Source organism: Methylobacterium sp. FW102-HT35C08 (assembly GCF_058790235.1).
Genome location: NZ_JBYTCL010000002.1, coordinates 741572 through 755950, shown reverse-complemented (window position 1 = coordinate 755950; position 14379 = coordinate 741572). Strand labels below are relative to the sequence as shown.

Sequence of the window (14379 nt, the reverse complement as noted above, 5' to 3'; positions counted from 1 at the left end):
AGGCGACGTCAACCGGGGCCGTATGACGCTCACCGCCCTGAGGAAGGTCCGAGACGATGCCAGGCTACCTGCCCTTCGCGGGCGCTCTGAAGCTGCCCGCCTACACCTGCGACAATTGCGGGTTCTGGCAGCGCCACTTCGAAACGCCCGCCGCCTGTCCGCTATGCCTCGATGCCCGTCACGTGGTGCCGCAGGACGGCTGGCGGTTCCGCACCGCGCGGGAGGCGCAGGACGCCTTCCCGTGTCACTGGCAGGAGCTGGAGCCGGGCGTGTGGCGGTTCTGGAACGAGCCGGTCTCGGGCATTGGCCCCTCCGCCTATCTGATCCAGACCGAGCACGGGAATATGGGCTTCGAGGGGTGCCCGGTCTTCAGCGAGGCCGCCCTCAACCAGATCGCCCGGCTCGGCGGCATGGCGGTGCTCTCGGCCTCGCACCCGCATTCCTACGGGGCGCTGCCGCAACTCCAGGACCGGTTCGATCCGGAACTGTGCCTGCCGGCGGCCGACTTCACCTGGAGCGCGGCCCTGCAGGTGAGCTGGCCCTACGACGACTTCCTCGAGCCGCTTCCAGGCCTGGAGCTGCACCGCACCGCCGGTCACTTCGACGGCCACGCCGTCCTCTACGACCGGTCACGTAAGATCTGCTTCTGCGGCGACGCGCTCAAGTTCGAGCTCGACCCGGCGGATTTCCGGCGGGCGACTACGATCTCGGCCCACAAGGCCTTCGTGCGTGGCGTGCCGCTCACCCCGAGCGAGCTGCGCCGCTACCGGGACGTGTTCGAGCGCCTCGACTTCGTCCAGACTTGGACGCCGTTCGAGCCGGCGCGCAATTGCGGCCGGCCGGAGGTGCTGGCGCTCCTCGACCAGCTGATGAGCGGCCGGTCGCACGCTGCCCCCGTGCCGCTCGATGGGCTGCAGGTTTAGGGGACAGGACCGGGTTCGCGGAACGGCGGCCCGGCCCATTCGTTCCGTTGTTCCGGGTCGCCGCAGGCGAGCCCGGAACCCAGAGCCGCCGACGTGTCAGGATCTTGCACCGACAGCGGTTCTGGAGTCCGAGCTCCGCTGCGCGGCCCCGGAATGACAGGGTGGCGTGCCGGAGGTCCGTTGGTTCGCGCCGGCCTCCGTCGGTGGGGCGAGCACGGATCGGAGGCTTGCACGGCCACGTGAACCTCAGCGTGGCCGATGGAGCGGATCGTTCTCCAGGCGGATCGGCTGGCCGTGGGGCGTCGCCGCGGCGGCGCGCAGGAACGCCTCGGTGCGCGCGGCGACGCTCTCCGATCCGGCCACGCCGCGCTCGGCCAGGATCGTCTCCAGCGTCGCCAGCCACGCGCCGTAATCGGCCGCGCGCTCAGGGCCATCCGCGGGTCGGATCTCCCGGCCGATCCAGTCCGCCCATTCCGACCACGTGAACAGCCCGGACTCCTGCAGGGAGACCACCAGGGCGAAGACCTGCGCCTCCCAGGGCGCCGCGAAGTTGCTCGGGGACGGTTCGGTCACGCGGGGTCCAGGTAGGGTTCGAAGGCCGCCACGGTGACGACGCCGTCCGGGTCGCCGCTCTCGCCCCAAAGGTCCTGCGCGGTGAAGGCGACCGTGTAGAGCCAGGTCGGGTTCTCGCCCGCCCAATAGGCGTTGGTGTCGGGGAAAACGAAGACCCCGTCGACACGCACGATCCGGCCGCGCTTGCCGCGCACGTAGCGCGGCAGCCGCGTATGGCCGGTCGGGTGGATGTTGCGTGCCAGGACCGTGTCGCCGACCGCGTAGCGGGCGGGGGCATCGGCGGCGCGGCTGCTCGGGAAGCCGGCCCGGAAGCGTTCCTCCAGGCCCTCGCGGGCCAGGATGCGGGCTACGGGCTTGGCCGGCTCCGCGGATCGGCCGGTCTCGATCTCGGCCCGCGTCGCAAGGCCGGTGTCGGCGACCTGCTTCTCCAGGGCTTTCAGCCAGATCTCGTAGTAGCTCGACGCGAGGTATTCGGCCGGCGGCAGGGACTCGCGGTTGGCGCGGCTGCCGTCGAGGTTCCAGGCGCCGGTGTAGCCCATGGCCATCGCCAGCGCGAAAACGCGCCGCTCCCACGCGGCATGGAAGACCGGCTCGTCCGGCGCCGGCACCACCGGCCCGAAACCGTGCGCGCCGCCGAGGTCCTGGGCGCCGTTCATACCGTCATCTCCACGGGCGCGGCCGGGATGGCCGTGGGCAGGCCGGTCCCGATCATGGAATCGCGCGTGACGAGGGCGGCCAGCGCCTCTTCGGAGAAGCCCTCGGTCTGCGCGGGTCGCATCGGCAGGACCATGTAGCGGGTCTCGGCGGTCGAATCCCAGACGGTGATCCGGGTGGTCTCCGGCAGCGTCACCCCGAACTCGGCCAGCACACCGCGGGGATCGATCACCGCCCGGGCCCGGTAGGGTGGCGCCTTGTACCAGACCGGCGGCAGGCCGAGCACCGGCCAGGGGTAGCAGGAGCACAGCGTGCAGACGACGAGGTTGTGGGTCTCGGGCGTATTCTCGACCACCACCATGTGCTCGCCGCCACGACCGCCGATGTCGAGTTCGGCGATGGCCGGCGTGGCGTCGGCCAGAAGGCGCGCCCGGTAATCGGGATCCACCCAGGCTCGGGCGACCACGCGGGCGCCCGCATGCGGGCCGACCTTGGTCTCGTAGAGCTCGACCAGGGCATCGAGGGCCGCCGGGTCGATATAGCCCTTCTCGGTGAGCAGGGATTCGAGCGCCCGCACCCGGGCCTCCACGGGGCTCAAATCGCTACCGTGATCGTGATCATGATCGTGGTCGTGATGCGCGTGATCGTGGCTCATCCCGCTCTCTTCCCCGCACGCTCCAAGGTGCGCGTCGTGCCGCCGTCCTGCGCGCCACGATATATCAATCGTCGGTCCCCCGAACACCTTGCCCAAACAACCCGATGCCGCCGGGAGCGTTTGGCATCGGTTCAGAATTATGCAGGTACCGACGTTAGATCGATTCCAGTATACCAACTGGAGAGGATTTAGGGTACGGCCATGATGGATGACGCCGCGAAGCCGGCAGCCGAGCCGGGGGACGACCGGAGCGCGGGCGCTTACGCGGCGGTCCTCGGCCAGCATCTCGCCCTGCCGATCCGAGACTATTTCAAGATCGTCGAGCAGGAGCCTCTGCCCGCGCAGCTCGCCACGCTGGTGGCGCGCTTCGAGGCGGCCATCGCGGCGCACGGTCAGAGCGTGGCGTTCGATTTCCGCACCGACATCATCAAGGCGCTTCCGGCCCTGCGCACCTTCGCGCTGTCGCTGGTCGGGGATGTGAGCCGCGCCGACGATCTCGTGCAGGAAACCTTCGTCAAGGCTTGGGCCAACCAAGCGCGGTTCAGGCCCGGCACGAATTTCACCGCGTGGCTGTTCACCATCCTGCGCAACCAGTTCTACTCGGAGCTGCGCAAGCACCGGCGCGAGGTCGAGGACGTGGACGGGACCCATGCCGGCCAGATGACCAGCCCGTCCGACCAGGAGGATGCCAGCACGCTCAAGGTGGTCTGGGAGCGCCTCGGCGGCCTGCCGGCAGCGCAACGACAGGCGCTGCTGCTGGTCGGCGCAGAAGGGCACACCTACGAGGAGGCCGCGACCCTGCTCGGCTGCCAGGTGGGCACCGTGAAGAGCCGGGTCAGCCGGGCGCGATCGTCGCTGCTCGATACCCTCGGCGTCGTGGTGGCCGGGCAGGTGCCGTCGGCGTGACGGCCACCTGCCGCCGCATCGGATGAGCCGATGCGTGGAGTCCGAGGGGGCACCCGGCGTGGTGTCGCTTGGCGCATGACACACGCTGCGGTGGAGTTATTCCGCTGCGTCCCGGTTTAATTACGCCTTAAGGTTGAGATCCCAAAAGCGCACCATCAGCTGCGATGGGACCGTACTGATATTCGCGCCTGTTCCCTCTTGCTCGGCGGATGAATACCCTCAAGAATCTCAAGCTCATCAGCAAGCTGGCAATCCCGGTCGCGATCCTGATCGCGGTCTCTCTCGGGATGGTCCTGCTGGCGCGATCAAACCTGAACACGCTGGACGCGATCACCCGCGACACCGTCGAAGTCAGCGCCGGACGCGTCATCCGCGTCCAGCAACTCGCCTTCGCCATCGACGAGACGACGATCCGCGACAAGAACGCGATCATCGAGACGGATCCGAGCGTGCTCGCCCGGCAGGCCAAGCAGTTCGAGGCGGACAAGAGCCGCGCCCTGACGCTGGCCGACGAACTGATCGCGCTCTCCAGCTCGCCGGAGCGCCGCGGCGTGAACGCGGCGATCAAGTCTCAGCTCGTGACCTATCTCGCCTCCGTCGAGAAGGGCATGGGCTACGGCTTGGCGGGCGATAAGCAGATGGCCGCCAAGATTTCCGGGAGCGCGAGCCGCGACGTCCGGCTGAAGCTGATCGATGAGCTCAACGGCCGCATCACCGAGAACCAGCGTGATCTGAAGGCCGCGCAGGAGCGCGCCGCCGAGATCGCCGCCTCGGCCGCGACGACGCTGACGATCCTGGCGGCTGTCGGCCTGCTGGCCGCGACCGGCCTGCTCGCCGCGATCGCGGTCTTCGGGGTGGCGCGCCCGCTGAACGCGATGGCGGCCGACATGGGCCGCCTGGCAGCCGGTGACCTGGACGTGTCGGTCGTCGGGACCGAGCGCCGGGACGAGGTCGGCTCTCTAGCCCGCTCGCTGCAGGTGTTCAAGGAGAACGCCGTGGAGGCGCGTGCTCTGGCAGCCGCCCAGGAGGCGGAGAACCAGGCCAAGATGCGCCGCGCCAACGTGCTCGACGACCTGACCCGGAGCTTCGAGCGCAGCGTCTCCGTGCTGACCCAGAGCCTGGCTGGGGCGGCCACCGAGATGGAGGCCACCGCGCGGGCGATGACCGCCACCGCCGACGAGACCACGGACCAGAGTGTCTCGGCGGCCGGCGCCGCCCAGCAGACTTCCGCCAATGTGCAGACGGTGGCGGCGGCCAGCGAGGAGATGTCGGCCTCCGTCGCCGAGATTGTCCATCAGGTGAGCCACTCGTCGCGGATCGCCGACGAGGCCGTCGAGACGGCGCGCCGGACCGACGCGACCGTGCAGAGGCTGACCGGCACGGCCGAGCGCATCAGCACGGCGGTCTCGCTGATCACCGACATCGCCAGCCAGACCAACCTGCTGGCGCTCAATGCCACAATCGAGGCGGCGCGGGCCGGCGAGGCGGGGCGCGGCTTCGCGGTGGTCGCCTCCGAGGTGAAGGAACTGGCCGGTCAGACCGGTCGGGCCACCGGTGAGATCGGCGAGCGCATCGCGGAGATCCAGTCCGCCACGCGGGAGGCCGTCGCCGACATCCAGCAGATCGCCCGCGTGATCGGCGACATGTCCGCCTACACGGCGAGCATCGCCGCCGCCATGGAGGAGCAGGGCGCGGCGACGCAGGAGATCACCCGCAACGTCCAGGAGGCCGCCCGCGGTACCGAGCAGGTCACTCACAATATCGGTGCGGTGCGGACGGGGGCCGGCCAGACGAGCGCGGCCGCCACGCAGGTCCTCAGCTCGGCGCAGGAGCTGGCCCGGCATTCAGAGAGCCTCACGCACGAGGTCTCGGCTTTTCTGGCCGGCGTGAAAGCGGCCTGATCCAGCCTTTCGCCCATTCGAGGCCCGCCCGGCATCCGCCGCGGCGGGCTTCGTCGTTGCCGGGGCCGTGTTCCCGTCGTCGGTCCGGGACGCGTGCCGATCCGGCGCCGGGCTGAGCCGGAGGCCAGCCTGTGCCGTTACATAACGTTACGTCCCGGGCCGGACTGCAGAACTGGAGCAACGCCTCGACGCGATGGTCCTGCAGTGGCGCCGCAGAAGCCGCCCGCTCGAACGCGGGCTCGCAGACGGTCGTCCCGGAGGAGATGTCCGATGAAGAAACCCCTGCTCGCGGTGATCGGACTGATCGCGTTCTCGGTCACCCTGGGCTCAGCTACGGCACCCGCCTCCGCGCTGGGCGCCTGCGGTCCGAACGGCCACCGCAATGCCTGGGGCCGCTGCGTGTGGGGCGGGCAGAACCAGGCATGGTGCCTGCGCCATCGCGGCCGCGTCGCGGGCTACGGTCCCTACGGAACGCGGTGGTGCCGCTGATCCGGGATTCGGTCTCGCGAGCGAAACCACCCGCGGTCGCGCCATCAAGTGGGCTTTGAGAAAGCCGGATGCGGACGGATTCAGCCATCCACATCCGGTCGTCCGAGGACAGCGAGGCAAGCCGGCGGCGCTTCGCCTGCGGATCGCCCAACGAAGCGCGTCGCCGGGCTGTCCGCGATCACAGCCGAAACCCGGGGGGCCTCACTCGGTCAGCGGCCGGGCCTCCTCCGGCAGCATGATCGGGATGCCGTCGCGGATCGGGTAGGCGAGCTTTGCCGACCGGCTGATCAGCTCCTGCCGGGCCGAGTCGTATTCCAGTGTGCCCTTGGTCAGCGGGCAGACCAGAATCTCCAGGAGTTTCGGGTCGACGCGGGTCGCCTCGACGGGGGCGGTGAGGTCGTTGGACATCGGTGCTGCAACCTATTGCATCGGCGATTCGGGTCCCGAACCGCGAACCAGTTCCATCTGCGTGACCGCGATCAGGATCTCGGCCCGGGTCTTCAGGTCGGGAGCCTCCAGCATCGCCTGCTTCTCCCGCACGCCGAACGGGCTCATCATGCACAGGGCGTTGACCAGCGCCTCGTCGGGCGCCTCGTCGATCCCGGCCCAGTCCACCTTGAGATCGTTCGATTCCACGAAGTCGCGCAGCGCCTTGAGGACACCCTCGCGGTCGACATGCTCCTCGCCCGCCCGCGGCTCGAAGTCCACCGCGAAGGCGTCGTAGGAGACGTGGCAGCGCCGGTAGGGACCGACCGAGGCGATCTCGCTCTCGACCCGGAACCGGCTGATGCCGGTCAGCGAGATCAGGTAGCGGCCGTCGCCGGTCTCGGCATATTGCGTCACGCGCCCCGCGCAGCCTACGCGGTAGAGCTTCGGGTTCGCCGCCGCACCCGGGCTCTCGGGATCGGGCTGGATCATGCCGATGATCCGGTCCGTGCGCATGGCGTCGTCGACCATCGCCAGGTAGCGCGGCTCGAAGATGTTCAGCGGCATCTGCCCGCGGGGAAGCAGGAGCGCCCCCGACAGGGGGAAGACCGGGATCACGGCCGGGCAGTCCGCGGGGCCCTTGTAGCTCGCATGGGTGCTCATGGCGCCTCCCAGAGGGACCGATGGGTGGGCCGGCGCGCGAGCCGGCGCCTCACGAGAACAGAAGCGCCGAGAGCTTGCGCCGGCCGCGGATCGTGTCGGGGTCCATCACGCCCCAGGCCTCGAAGAACTGCAGCAGCTGCTTGCGCGCCCCGTCCTCGTTCCAGTCCTTGTCGCGCTTGCGCAGCTCGATCAGCTGATCGACGGCCTGGCCGCGCTCGCCGCGCGCCGCGAGGCCGAGCGCGAGATCGAACCGGGCCTGATGGGCATCCGGGTTGGCCTCCACCTCCCGTTGCAGCCCCGCGAGATCGCCGAGGGAGGCGGCCTGCTCGGCGAGCTCGAGGGCGGCGCGGACGCCGGCGAGCGCCGGATCGCCGGCCTTCGCCTCCGGAACCATCGCCAGCACGCGCTTGGCGTTCTCGATCTCGCCCGCGTCCAGCTGCATCTTGGCGAGGCCCGCCAGTGCCGTGACATTGTCGGGCTGCTGCTCAAGCACGGCGGCGTAGATCTCGGCGGCGCCCGCGAGGTCGCCTTCTTCGATCAGGCTGGCCGCGTCGGCGAGCGCCGCCTCGACCGGATCCTGCACCGGGCCGGCGACGCGCCCAATCAGCTCCTTGATCTGGCTCTCAGGCACCGCGCCCATGAAGCCGTCGACCGGCTGGCCCTTCTGGAAGACGATCACCGCCGGGATCGACTGGATGCCGAGCTGTCCCGCGATCGAGGGATGCTCGTCGATGTTCATCTTGACCAGGGCAACGGCGCCGGCGGCCTCCCGGACGACCTTCTCCAGCACCGGGGTCAGCTGCTTGCACGGCCCGCACCAGGGCGCCCAGAAGTCGACCAGCACCGGCCGGTGCATCGACTCGGCGATCACGTCCTGGCGGAAGCCCGCTGTCGTGGTGTCCTTGATCAGGGAGCCGGTATCGCCGGCCGGGACGCCGCTCCCGGCGAGGGTGTCATTGAGCATTGGTCTCGCTTCGGAACCTTTTTCGAGAAGGGCCTTAAATGGGGCTTCCGAGGTCGTCTGACCAGCCCGAATGCCGTCGGCTCAGCGGGCCGGTGCGGCGCCAGGCGCCCCGGCCGCCGCCTTGGCCGCCGTCACGAACGTTCCCGCGAAAGCTCGGCCATCGGCCGCGTTGGCTTCGCAGGTGATGGCGGTGCGGCCGGGTTCCGGTGTGGAGAAGCGGCAGGCGCCGATCGCCAGGGTGGGACCGGCATCCTTGCCGATCGTCACGACATTGATCGGCTGGAGCGGGTCGGTCTCTTCGGTGGCCTCCTGCTGGGCGCCGTTGCCGCTGAAGCTGACCGTCTGACCGTCGGCGGTGGTGAAATCGAAGCTCGTCCGGTTCCGGCTCACCGCGTTCGTCAGGACGTTGCTGCAGGATTGGCTCAGGTCCTGCGGGCCGATCATCAGCTTCTCGCAGGTGCCTTCCAACCGCAACGCCGCCTGGGCCCGCGCCGCGGACGGCAGGCTGAGAAGGGCGCAGAGCAGCGCGAGGCGCAGGCTGTTGGTCATGGCGTGTCAGGCATCCTCCGGTCGAGAGCCGAATTAGGCGCGCCCTGACGGCCGTCGAGGGGCACGGCACATTGTCCGGCCTCGGACGGGCGGCAACCGGCTGGACGCGCCCGCCCCGTCCCACGGGCGAGGCAAGCCAGCGACGGCACGCTCGCGCATGTCCCGCGACCCTGGCTTGCTTCGCTTCGCTCGCAATAACGCTGGGAAAAGCCAAGCCGATGGGAGAAGCCCGCTACGCGCCGAACCGCAGGGCACGGTCGTTCGGGGCCGAGAAGTCCAGATCCGGTCCGAGCGGCACGATCCCAGTTGGATTGATGGACGGATGGCTCTCATAATAGTGCCGCTTGATGTGAGTCAGGTTCACCGTCGGCGCGATGCCGGGAAGGGTATAAAGATCGCGCAGGTAATTCGACAGGTTCGGATAATCGGCGATTTGGCGCTTGTTGCACTTGAAGTGGCCGACATAGACCGCGTCGAACCGCACCAATGTGGTGAACAGACGGATATCCGCCTCGGTCAGCCGGTCGCCGCAGAGATAGCGGTTCCGGTCGAGTCGCTCCTCCAGCGCGTCGAGTTCCGCGAACAAGGCCTCAAAGGCACTCGCGTAGGCGTCCTGCGCGGTGGCGAATCCCGCCTTGTAGACGCCGTTGTTCACACGGTCGTAGACGCGGGCGTTCAGGCGGTCGATCTCGGTGCGCAGGTCTTCGGGGTAGAGATCCGGCCCGGTGCCGCCGAAGGCATCGTTCAGCATCCGCAGGATCTCGGCGGATTCGTTCGACACGATGGTCGCGCGCTGCCGGTCCCACAGCACCGGCACCGTCACGCGGCCGCTATAGGACGGGTCGGCCGCCAGATAGACCTCGTAGAGGCGCCGGGCACCGTGGATCGAGTCCGGCGTCGCGCCGGGTGCATCGCCGAACACCCAGCCCTCCGCGCCCATATGCGGATCGACCACCGAGACGGTGACCGCCTCCTCCAGTCCTTTGAGGGCACGCCCAATCAGCGTGCGGTGGGCCCAGGGGCAGGCCAGCGAGACGTAGAGGTGGTAGCGGCCGGGCTCGGCGCGGAAGCCGCCCTCGCCCGACGGGCCCGGTGCTCCGTCCGCGGTCACCCAGTTTCGGAAGGCCGAGGCCTTGCGCTCGAAGCGCCCGCCCGTCGCGGCGGTGTCATACCATTGGTCGCGCCAGACGCCGTCTACGAGGAGACCCATCGCCCTATCCCGTTCCCGGTGAGATCCCGGACGAGATGGGCACGGTGCGGCGCGCGGAAAGTCGGCCGGATGAATTCTTGAGGCCGCGTTAACTCCGGCATGCGCGCGGCGTTCGTTCCCGGCCGCCCGCGAATTCCGCGCAAGGCAGGTTTGCACGCACCCTTCTGTTGCAGTGCAGCAAGATCGGCCATGTCTCAAGCGCTCGCCCGCCGCATGTCCGAAGGACTGCCCGATCTCGGCGGGACATCGAACGGAGGTGGAGTGATGTCGTTCGCGCTGGTGCCCGTTGCCGAGGCGGCCCTGTTCACGTTCGGGTGCCTGGTGATCCACGCCCTGCGACGCCACGCGGACGTGGTCACGGCGACGCTCGCGTGCCTTGCAACCCTCCTGGTGCTGATGATCGGGATCGCCTACGCGCCGGAATCCTTCGCGCAGTATCAGGCGGCGAGCATCAGCGATTTCACCCGCATGGATCCGGCGATCTACTGAAGCTCGGGCGCAGGTCGCTTCGCGTCCAGGCCCTCTTTCTGGATCCGCGCGAGGCGGCCTCCGGTCCCGCGCTGGCCCGCGACAGCGACGTCGTAATCGTCGTTCGGCGTCCGGGCCAGGAAGCGTTCGGCCAGCTCGAAGAGCAGGATGTCGGGCCGGACGCGCTCGATATAGGCCCAGTCGAGGCTCGACGACCAGACGAAATGGACCTCGTGGAAGCTCTCGGCGAGCAGACCCGTCAGCAGGAACGGGTCGAAATGCGCGCAGGAATCGCCGAACAGCACGAGACGGCGCGGATCGGCGGTCGGCGCCTCGTTCCGGTAGATGACATGCGCGCCGACATGCACCTCCCGGTCGCGCCCCTGCGCTTCGTAGGCAGCGAGATAGGCGCCCGTCTCGACCCGTTTGGCATCGCGCTGCAGCATGAATCGCTCGACCCGCTCGCGCGGTCGTTCGGGAAGCTTCTCGCCGAGGTCCATGAGCTGGTCCGAGACGGTGCCGGGGCGCGTGCCGATATCGGCTGGCGGGATTGCCCCGAGCGCCCGCATGATCTCTCGATAGGCCAGCAGGCATCCCTGCGCCGTCCAGTGCGTATCGGTGCGCAGATAGAGCGGCACCGGCCCGTTCCGGGCCGCGCGCAGCGGGGCCAGAAGATCGAGGTAGGCCGGGTGACGCGCGAGATATCGCGCCAGACGCCGGGTCGAGGCCTTGGCGGGCGCGTAGCGCAGGCCGTAGGTCTTGTCGTCGTAGACCGACAGCTTCTCCGGGACGATCACGTGGAGGCAGCGGATGCCGAGGCTGTCCGCCCGCCGCGCCCGCGCCCGGATCAGCCGCACCCAACCCCGGAGCAGCAGCCAGTGCCGCAGGCCGCCCCGGTACCGGTCCAGAACGCGGTTGGTGCCGCCGGTGAGAAACAACCAGCCGTCGCGGCCGACATGTACGCTTTCTCTGCCTGCAGACATGGCGGTGCTTTAGCCGCACCGGGACCGGGCGACTAGGCCGGACCCGGTGCGGCAGCCCATGCGTTCGCTAGGGATGCCGCCCTCGTCCGCTCTCGCGCTCGATGCTCCCGACCCGACGGCCCGCCCCCGGTCCGCACGCCTGTGGCGCCCGCGCCGGGTGCTGGTGACGCCGGCCGCGCTGGAACATGCGCATGGTCGGGCCATGCTGGCCCGAGCCGAGGCGCTGGGATTGCCGGTGGAGCGCCTGAGCGCGAACCGCCTGCCGAGCCCGCGTGAGCCGGATCCACGCCGCGCCTACGCGGCTGCCAAGGCCACGCTCGCCCTGACGGTGGCGCCGCCGACAAAGCTGCGGCTGCAGCCGATCCCGCCTTCGGCCGACTGGCGCTTCGACCTCGCGGAGGGCTGCCCGGCTCATTGCCAGTACTGCTACCTCGCAGGCTCGCTCCAGGGGCCGCCGGTCACGCGAGCCTACGCCAATCTCGATACGATCCTGGGCAACCTCGCCGCCTATGTCGGGCGCGGCGCGGTCACCTCGGCCTCCGCCGAGCGGGCCCACGAGGGGACCACGTTCGAGGCCTCCTGCTACACCGACCCGCTCGGCATCGAGCATCTGACCGGCTCGCTCTCGGAAGCGATCCGGCATTTCGGCGCCTGGGACGCCCCGGTGCAGCTGCGCTTCACCACCAAGTTCGCCGCGGTCGCCCCGCTCCTCGACCTACCGCACAACCGGCGCACCCGCATCCGCTTCTCGGTGAATGCCCGCGCCGCCGCGCATTACGAGGGCGGCACCGATCCGCTCGACGCCCGGCTCGCCGCCTTGGGGCAGGTGGCCCGCGCTGGCTATCCGGTCGGTCTGACCATCGCGCCGATCCTGCCGGTGCCGGGCTGGGAGGAGGCTTACACCGACCTGATCCGCGATGCCGCCGACGCGCTGTCCGGCGTGCCGGACCTCGACCTGACGGCCGAGCTCATCACCCACCGGTTCACCCCCGGCTCGAAGGCGGTCCTGCGCGGATGGTATCCGGGCTCGGACCTGCCTCTCGACGAGGCGGAGCGCGTGGAGAAGCGCACGAAATTCGGCTCCGTGAAGCACGTCTTTCCGAAGCCGCTGATGCAGGCCATGCGCGCGCATCTCACCGACAGCATGGCGCGCATCCTGCCGGCGGGCCGCGTGCTGTACTGGACCTGAGCGCCCCGGGCGCCATCTCGCCCGCATGAACGATGCCCCCCTGATCCTGACGCTCGCCTTCGACGAGCCGACCTTTGCGCGCTTCGACGGCGAGCGGCGGCGCTACTTCCCGGAGACGCTGAACGTCATCCCGGCCCACGCCACGCTGTTCCACCACCTGCCGGGCGATCGGGAGCGCGGCGTGATCGAGGCCATCTCCGCCCTCGCCCGCACCCTGCCGCCCCCGGAGGTCGCCGTGACGGGCCTGCGCTTCACTGGGCGGGGCGTCGCCTACGTGCTGGAATCCGAGCCGCTGGCGGCTTTCCGGGCTCGACTCGCGCGGGAGTTCGAGCCACATCTCACCGCGCAGGACCGGCAGGGTTGGCGCCCGCACGTCACCGTGCAGAACAAGGTCGCGCCCGAGAAGGCCCGGGCGCTCCATGCCGACCTCTCGGCGGGGTTCGCTCCGTTCCGCTTCACGGCGCCCGCGACCCTGCTCTGGCGTTACCTCGGAGGTCCTTGGGACGCGGTCGCGCGTCTGCCCTTCGGAGAAAACGCCTGATGGCCACCACCTCGCGTCTGGAGGTCGCATCGTGAGAGCGCCGGCGAGCCTCCGGGACAACCGGCTGATCCGGCCCGCCACGGCGGTCTGGCTGCGGCTGCGGCTCAACGAGGTCGGGCCCCTCGTTGCCCTGCTCGGCCTTAGCATCCTGGGCTACGGCTTCTTCTACCTCGCCCACGAGGTCGGCGAGGGATCCACCGCCGCCCTCGATCGTCGGATCCTGTTGAGCCTGCGCAACCCGGCCGACCTGTCCGACCCGATCGGGCCGCCTTGGCTCGAGGAGACGATGCGCGACATTACCGGCCTCGGCAGCGTGTTCACGGTCCTGTTCCTGACCTGCGCGGTCGCCGCCTACCTGGCGGTGTCCGGGCGCCGCCGGATCGGTCTGTACGTTCTCGCCGCGGTCGGCAGCGGCGAGCTGGTCTCGACCGTGCTGAAGGTCTTCTACCAACGGCCCCGGCCGGACCTCGTGCCGCACGGTATGGAGGTGTTCACCGCGAGCTTCCCAAGCGGCCACGCCACCATGTCGGCGATCGCCTACCTGACCCTGGCGACCCTGATCGCCCGGGTGGAGCGCAATCGGCGCGCGAAGGCTCTGGTACTGGCGCTCGGCGTGAGCCTGACGCTGCTGGTCGGCCTCAGCCGCATCTATCTCGGCGTGCACTGGCCGAGCGATGTGCTGGCCGGCTGGTGCATCGGTGCGGCCTGGGCGAGCCTGTGCTGGTTCGTCGCCCTGCAACTTCAGCGCCGTGGCGAGGTCGAGGCGCCAGACCCGCCGCCGGCCTGACCACGTCGTTAAGGTAAACCACAGGTTAAGATGGACGTCGCGGTACAGTCCGGGCTGGATGGCGGTTGTCGGGGCATCGACGTCTTCGAGGATCAGCGATCGTGATCGACCGCCGCCGCACCGCCCGCCGCCGCGTCTGCCTCGGCGGCCGCGTGCGCGTCGCCGCCTTCCTGCCGGAACTCGACTGTACCGTACGCGACGTGTCCCTGGACGGCGCGAGAATCCGCGTCGCCGCCGAGACGATCCTGCCGGACTGCTTCGACCTGTCGATTCCCTGCCGGAACGAGACGCGGCGGGTCTTCGTGGCCTGGCGGTCGGGCGCGGCGGTCGGCCTCGGCTTCGACGTGACGCAGGCTGCCTCCGCGCCGGAGGCGGTCGCCCGGCGCCTCGCCGCCAGCGAGATGGAGGTGGCGCGTCTGCGCGCCGCGCTCCTGGGTGGAAACAGCCCGGAACCCGGTCGCGTTCACTGAGTGGGCGGTCCGGCCAGCGCTGGCACCC

Annotated in this window: 18 protein-coding genes; 9 read left to right on the top strand and 9 right to left on the bottom strand. The window is 69.7% G+C overall.

Features of this window, described 5'->3' with window-relative positions:
• Nucleotides 1-56 precede the first annotated feature (56 nt).
• A complete protein-coding gene (locus AC3WSN_RS03775) occupies nucleotides 57-923 on the top strand; it encodes an MBL fold metallo-hydrolase (RefSeq protein WP_492536396.1) in 867 nt (288 codons plus the stop codon).
• Between the two features lie 246 nt (nucleotides 924-1169).
• Here the strand turns inward: AC3WSN_RS03775 and AC3WSN_RS03770 are convergent, their stop codons facing one another.
• From AC3WSN_RS03770 to nthA, 3 genes are read right to left on the bottom strand one after another with little or no spacing between them, the layout of a single operon-like run.
• Entirely contained in the window at nucleotides 1170-1496 is a 327-nt protein-coding gene (locus AC3WSN_RS03770; RefSeq protein ID WP_492536394.1) for a nitrile hydratase accessory protein, read from the bottom strand.
• Nucleotides 1493-2152 (bottom strand): nitrile hydratase subunit beta, encoded by a 660-nt coding sequence (gene nthB, locus AC3WSN_RS03765; RefSeq protein ID WP_492536392.1) that lies wholly within the window; start codon nucleotides 2150-2152, stop codon nucleotides 1493-1495. The genes AC3WSN_RS03770 and nthB overlap by 4 nt, the downstream gene beginning before the upstream one ends.
• Complete coding sequence (gene nthA, locus AC3WSN_RS03760) at nucleotides 2149-2805, bottom strand: nitrile hydratase subunit alpha (protein ID WP_192708742.1); 657 nt, start codon at nucleotides 2803-2805, stop codon at nucleotides 2149-2151. The genes nthB and nthA overlap by 4 nt, the downstream gene beginning before the upstream one ends.
• Before the next feature lie 201 nt (nucleotides 2806-3006).
• On the opposite strand from nthA, the gene AC3WSN_RS03755 reads away from it, so the two are divergent.
• The 3 genes from AC3WSN_RS03755 (at nucleotide 3007) to AC3WSN_RS03745 (ending at nucleotide 6101) form a co-directional block, all read left to right on the top strand.
• On the top strand, nucleotides 3007-3711 hold the full coding sequence (locus AC3WSN_RS03755) for a sigma-70 family RNA polymerase sigma factor (protein ID WP_492536390.1): 705 nt from the start codon (nucleotides 3007-3009) through the stop codon (nucleotides 3709-3711).
• A gap of 209 nt (nucleotides 3712-3920) precedes the next feature.
• Complete coding sequence (locus AC3WSN_RS03750; RefSeq protein WP_492536388.1) at nucleotides 3921-5612, top strand: methyl-accepting chemotaxis protein; 1692 nt, start codon at nucleotides 3921-3923, stop codon at nucleotides 5610-5612.
• A 270-nt stretch (nucleotides 5613-5882) separates the two neighbouring features.
• Nucleotides 5883-6101, top strand: a complete 219-nt coding sequence (locus tag AC3WSN_RS03745; RefSeq protein WP_492536386.1) for a GCG_CRPN prefix-to-repeats domain-containing protein — start codon at nucleotides 5883-5885, stop codon at nucleotides 6099-6101.
• A gap of 201 nt (nucleotides 6102-6302) precedes the next feature.
• On the opposite strand, the gene AC3WSN_RS03740 is transcribed toward AC3WSN_RS03745, so the two are convergent.
• From AC3WSN_RS03740 to AC3WSN_RS03720, 5 genes are all read right to left on the bottom strand, one after another.
• Complete coding sequence (locus AC3WSN_RS03740) at nucleotides 6303-6509, bottom strand: Trm112 family protein (RefSeq protein ID WP_192708738.1); 207 nt, start codon at nucleotides 6507-6509, stop codon at nucleotides 6303-6305.
• 12 nt (nucleotides 6510-6521) lie between these two features.
• The gene (locus tag AC3WSN_RS03735; RefSeq protein ID WP_192708737.1) at nucleotides 6522-7190 is read right to left on the bottom strand and encodes an LON peptidase substrate-binding domain-containing protein; all 669 of its coding nucleotides are present in this window, start codon (nucleotides 7188-7190) and stop codon (nucleotides 6522-6524) included.
• Between the two features lie 49 nt (nucleotides 7191-7239).
• Nucleotides 7240-8154 (bottom strand): thioredoxin, encoded by a 915-nt coding sequence (gene trxA, locus AC3WSN_RS03730; RefSeq protein ID WP_492536384.1) that lies wholly within the window; start codon nucleotides 8152-8154, stop codon nucleotides 7240-7242.
• Between the two features lie 81 nt (nucleotides 8155-8235).
• Nucleotides 8236-8703 (bottom strand): hypothetical protein, encoded by a 468-nt coding sequence (locus AC3WSN_RS03725; RefSeq protein WP_192708735.1) that lies wholly within the window; start codon nucleotides 8701-8703, stop codon nucleotides 8236-8238.
• 232 nt (nucleotides 8704-8935) lie between these two features.
• A complete protein-coding gene (locus AC3WSN_RS03720) occupies nucleotides 8936-9913 on the bottom strand; it encodes a glutathione S-transferase family protein (RefSeq protein WP_492536382.1) in 978 nt (325 codons plus the stop codon).
• A gap of 264 nt (nucleotides 9914-10177) precedes the next feature.
• Here AC3WSN_RS03720 and AC3WSN_RS03715 point away from each other — a divergent pair, with 264 nt between their 5' ends.
• Nucleotides 10178-10402, top strand: a complete 225-nt coding sequence (locus AC3WSN_RS03715) for a hypothetical protein (RefSeq protein ID WP_192708733.1) — start codon at nucleotides 10178-10180, stop codon at nucleotides 10400-10402.
• Here AC3WSN_RS03715 and AC3WSN_RS03710 read toward each other — a convergent pair.
• Nucleotides 10396-11364, bottom strand: a complete 969-nt coding sequence (locus AC3WSN_RS03710; protein WP_492536380.1) for an alginate O-acetyltransferase AlgX-related protein — start codon at nucleotides 11362-11364, stop codon at nucleotides 10396-10398. The genes AC3WSN_RS03715 and AC3WSN_RS03710 overlap by 7 nt on opposite strands.
• A gap of 73 nt (nucleotides 11365-11437) precedes the next feature.
• Between AC3WSN_RS03710 and AC3WSN_RS03705 the strand changes: the two genes are divergently transcribed.
• The 4 genes from AC3WSN_RS03705 (at nucleotide 11438) to AC3WSN_RS03690 (ending at nucleotide 14351) form a co-directional block, all read left to right on the top strand.
• The gene (locus AC3WSN_RS03705) at nucleotides 11438-12553 is read left to right on the top strand and encodes an SPL family radical SAM protein (RefSeq protein WP_492543002.1); all 1116 of its coding nucleotides are present in this window, start codon (nucleotides 11438-11440) and stop codon (nucleotides 12551-12553) included.
• Between the two features lie 25 nt (nucleotides 12554-12578).
• Nucleotides 12579-13094: a 2'-5' RNA ligase family protein gene (locus tag AC3WSN_RS03700; RefSeq protein WP_492536378.1), complete on the top strand. Its 516-nt coding sequence runs from the start codon at nucleotides 12579-12581 to the stop codon at nucleotides 13092-13094.
• 31 nt (nucleotides 13095-13125) lie between these two features.
• On the top strand, nucleotides 13126-13881 hold the full coding sequence (locus AC3WSN_RS03695; protein WP_492536377.1) for a phosphatase PAP2 family protein: 756 nt from the start codon (nucleotides 13126-13128) through the stop codon (nucleotides 13879-13881).
• 101 nt (nucleotides 13882-13982) lie between these two features.
• Entirely contained in the window at nucleotides 13983-14351 is a 369-nt protein-coding gene (locus tag AC3WSN_RS03690) for a PilZ domain-containing protein (protein ID WP_492536375.1), read from the top strand.
• Nucleotides 14352-14379: the final 28 nt, after the last annotated feature.

Excerpts from the sequence above, each read along its gene's own strand:
- AC3WSN_RS03725 (WP_192708735.1), bottom strand. The coding sequence starts at position 8,703 with ATGACCAACAGCCTGCGCCTCGCGCTGCTCTGCGCCCTTCTCAGCCTG.
- AC3WSN_RS03755 (WP_492536390.1), top strand. The coding sequence starts at position 3,007 with ATGATGGATGACGCCGCGAAGCCGGCAGCCGAGCCGGGGGACGACCGG.
- AC3WSN_RS03740 (WP_192708738.1), bottom strand. The coding sequence starts at position 6,509 with ATGTCCAACGACCTCACCGCCCCCGTCGAGGCGACCCGCGTCGACCCG.
- AC3WSN_RS03745 (WP_492536386.1), top strand. The coding sequence starts at position 5,883 with ATGAAGAAACCCCTGCTCGCGGTGATCGGACTGATCGCGTTCTCGGTC.
- AC3WSN_RS03715 (WP_192708733.1), top strand. The coding sequence starts at position 10,178 with ATGTCGTTCGCGCTGGTGCCCGTTGCCGAGGCGGCCCTGTTCACGTTC.
- nthB (WP_492536392.1), bottom strand. The coding sequence starts at position 2,152 with ATGAACGGCGCCCAGGACCTCGGCGGCGCGCACGGTTTCGGGCCGGTG.
- AC3WSN_RS03710 (WP_492536380.1), bottom strand. The coding sequence starts at position 11,364 with ATGTCTGCAGGCAGAGAAAGCGTACATGTCGGCCGCGACGGCTGGTTG.
- AC3WSN_RS03705 (WP_492543002.1), top strand. The coding sequence starts at position 11,438 with ATGCCGCCCTCGTCCGCTCTCGCGCTCGATGCTCCCGACCCGACGGCC.
- AC3WSN_RS03735 (WP_192708737.1), bottom strand. The coding sequence starts at position 7,190 with ATGAGCACCCATGCGAGCTACAAGGGCCCCGCGGACTGCCCGGCCGTG.
- AC3WSN_RS03720 (WP_492536382.1), bottom strand. The coding sequence starts at position 9,913 with ATGGGTCTCCTCGTAGACGGCGTCTGGCGCGACCAATGGTATGACACC.
- trxA (WP_492536384.1), bottom strand. The coding sequence starts at position 8,154 with ATGCTCAATGACACCCTCGCCGGGAGCGGCGTCCCGGCCGGCGATACC.
- AC3WSN_RS03775 (WP_492536396.1), top strand. The coding sequence starts at position 57 with ATGCCAGGCTACCTGCCCTTCGCGGGCGCTCTGAAGCTGCCCGCCTAC.
- AC3WSN_RS03750 (WP_492536388.1), top strand. The coding sequence starts at position 3,921 with ATGAATACCCTCAAGAATCTCAAGCTCATCAGCAAGCTGGCAATCCCG.
- AC3WSN_RS03700 (WP_492536378.1), top strand. The coding sequence starts at position 12,579 with ATGAACGATGCCCCCCTGATCCTGACGCTCGCCTTCGACGAGCCGACC.
- nthA (WP_192708742.1), bottom strand. The coding sequence starts at position 2,805 with ATGAGCCACGATCACGCGCATCACGACCACGATCATGATCACGATCAC.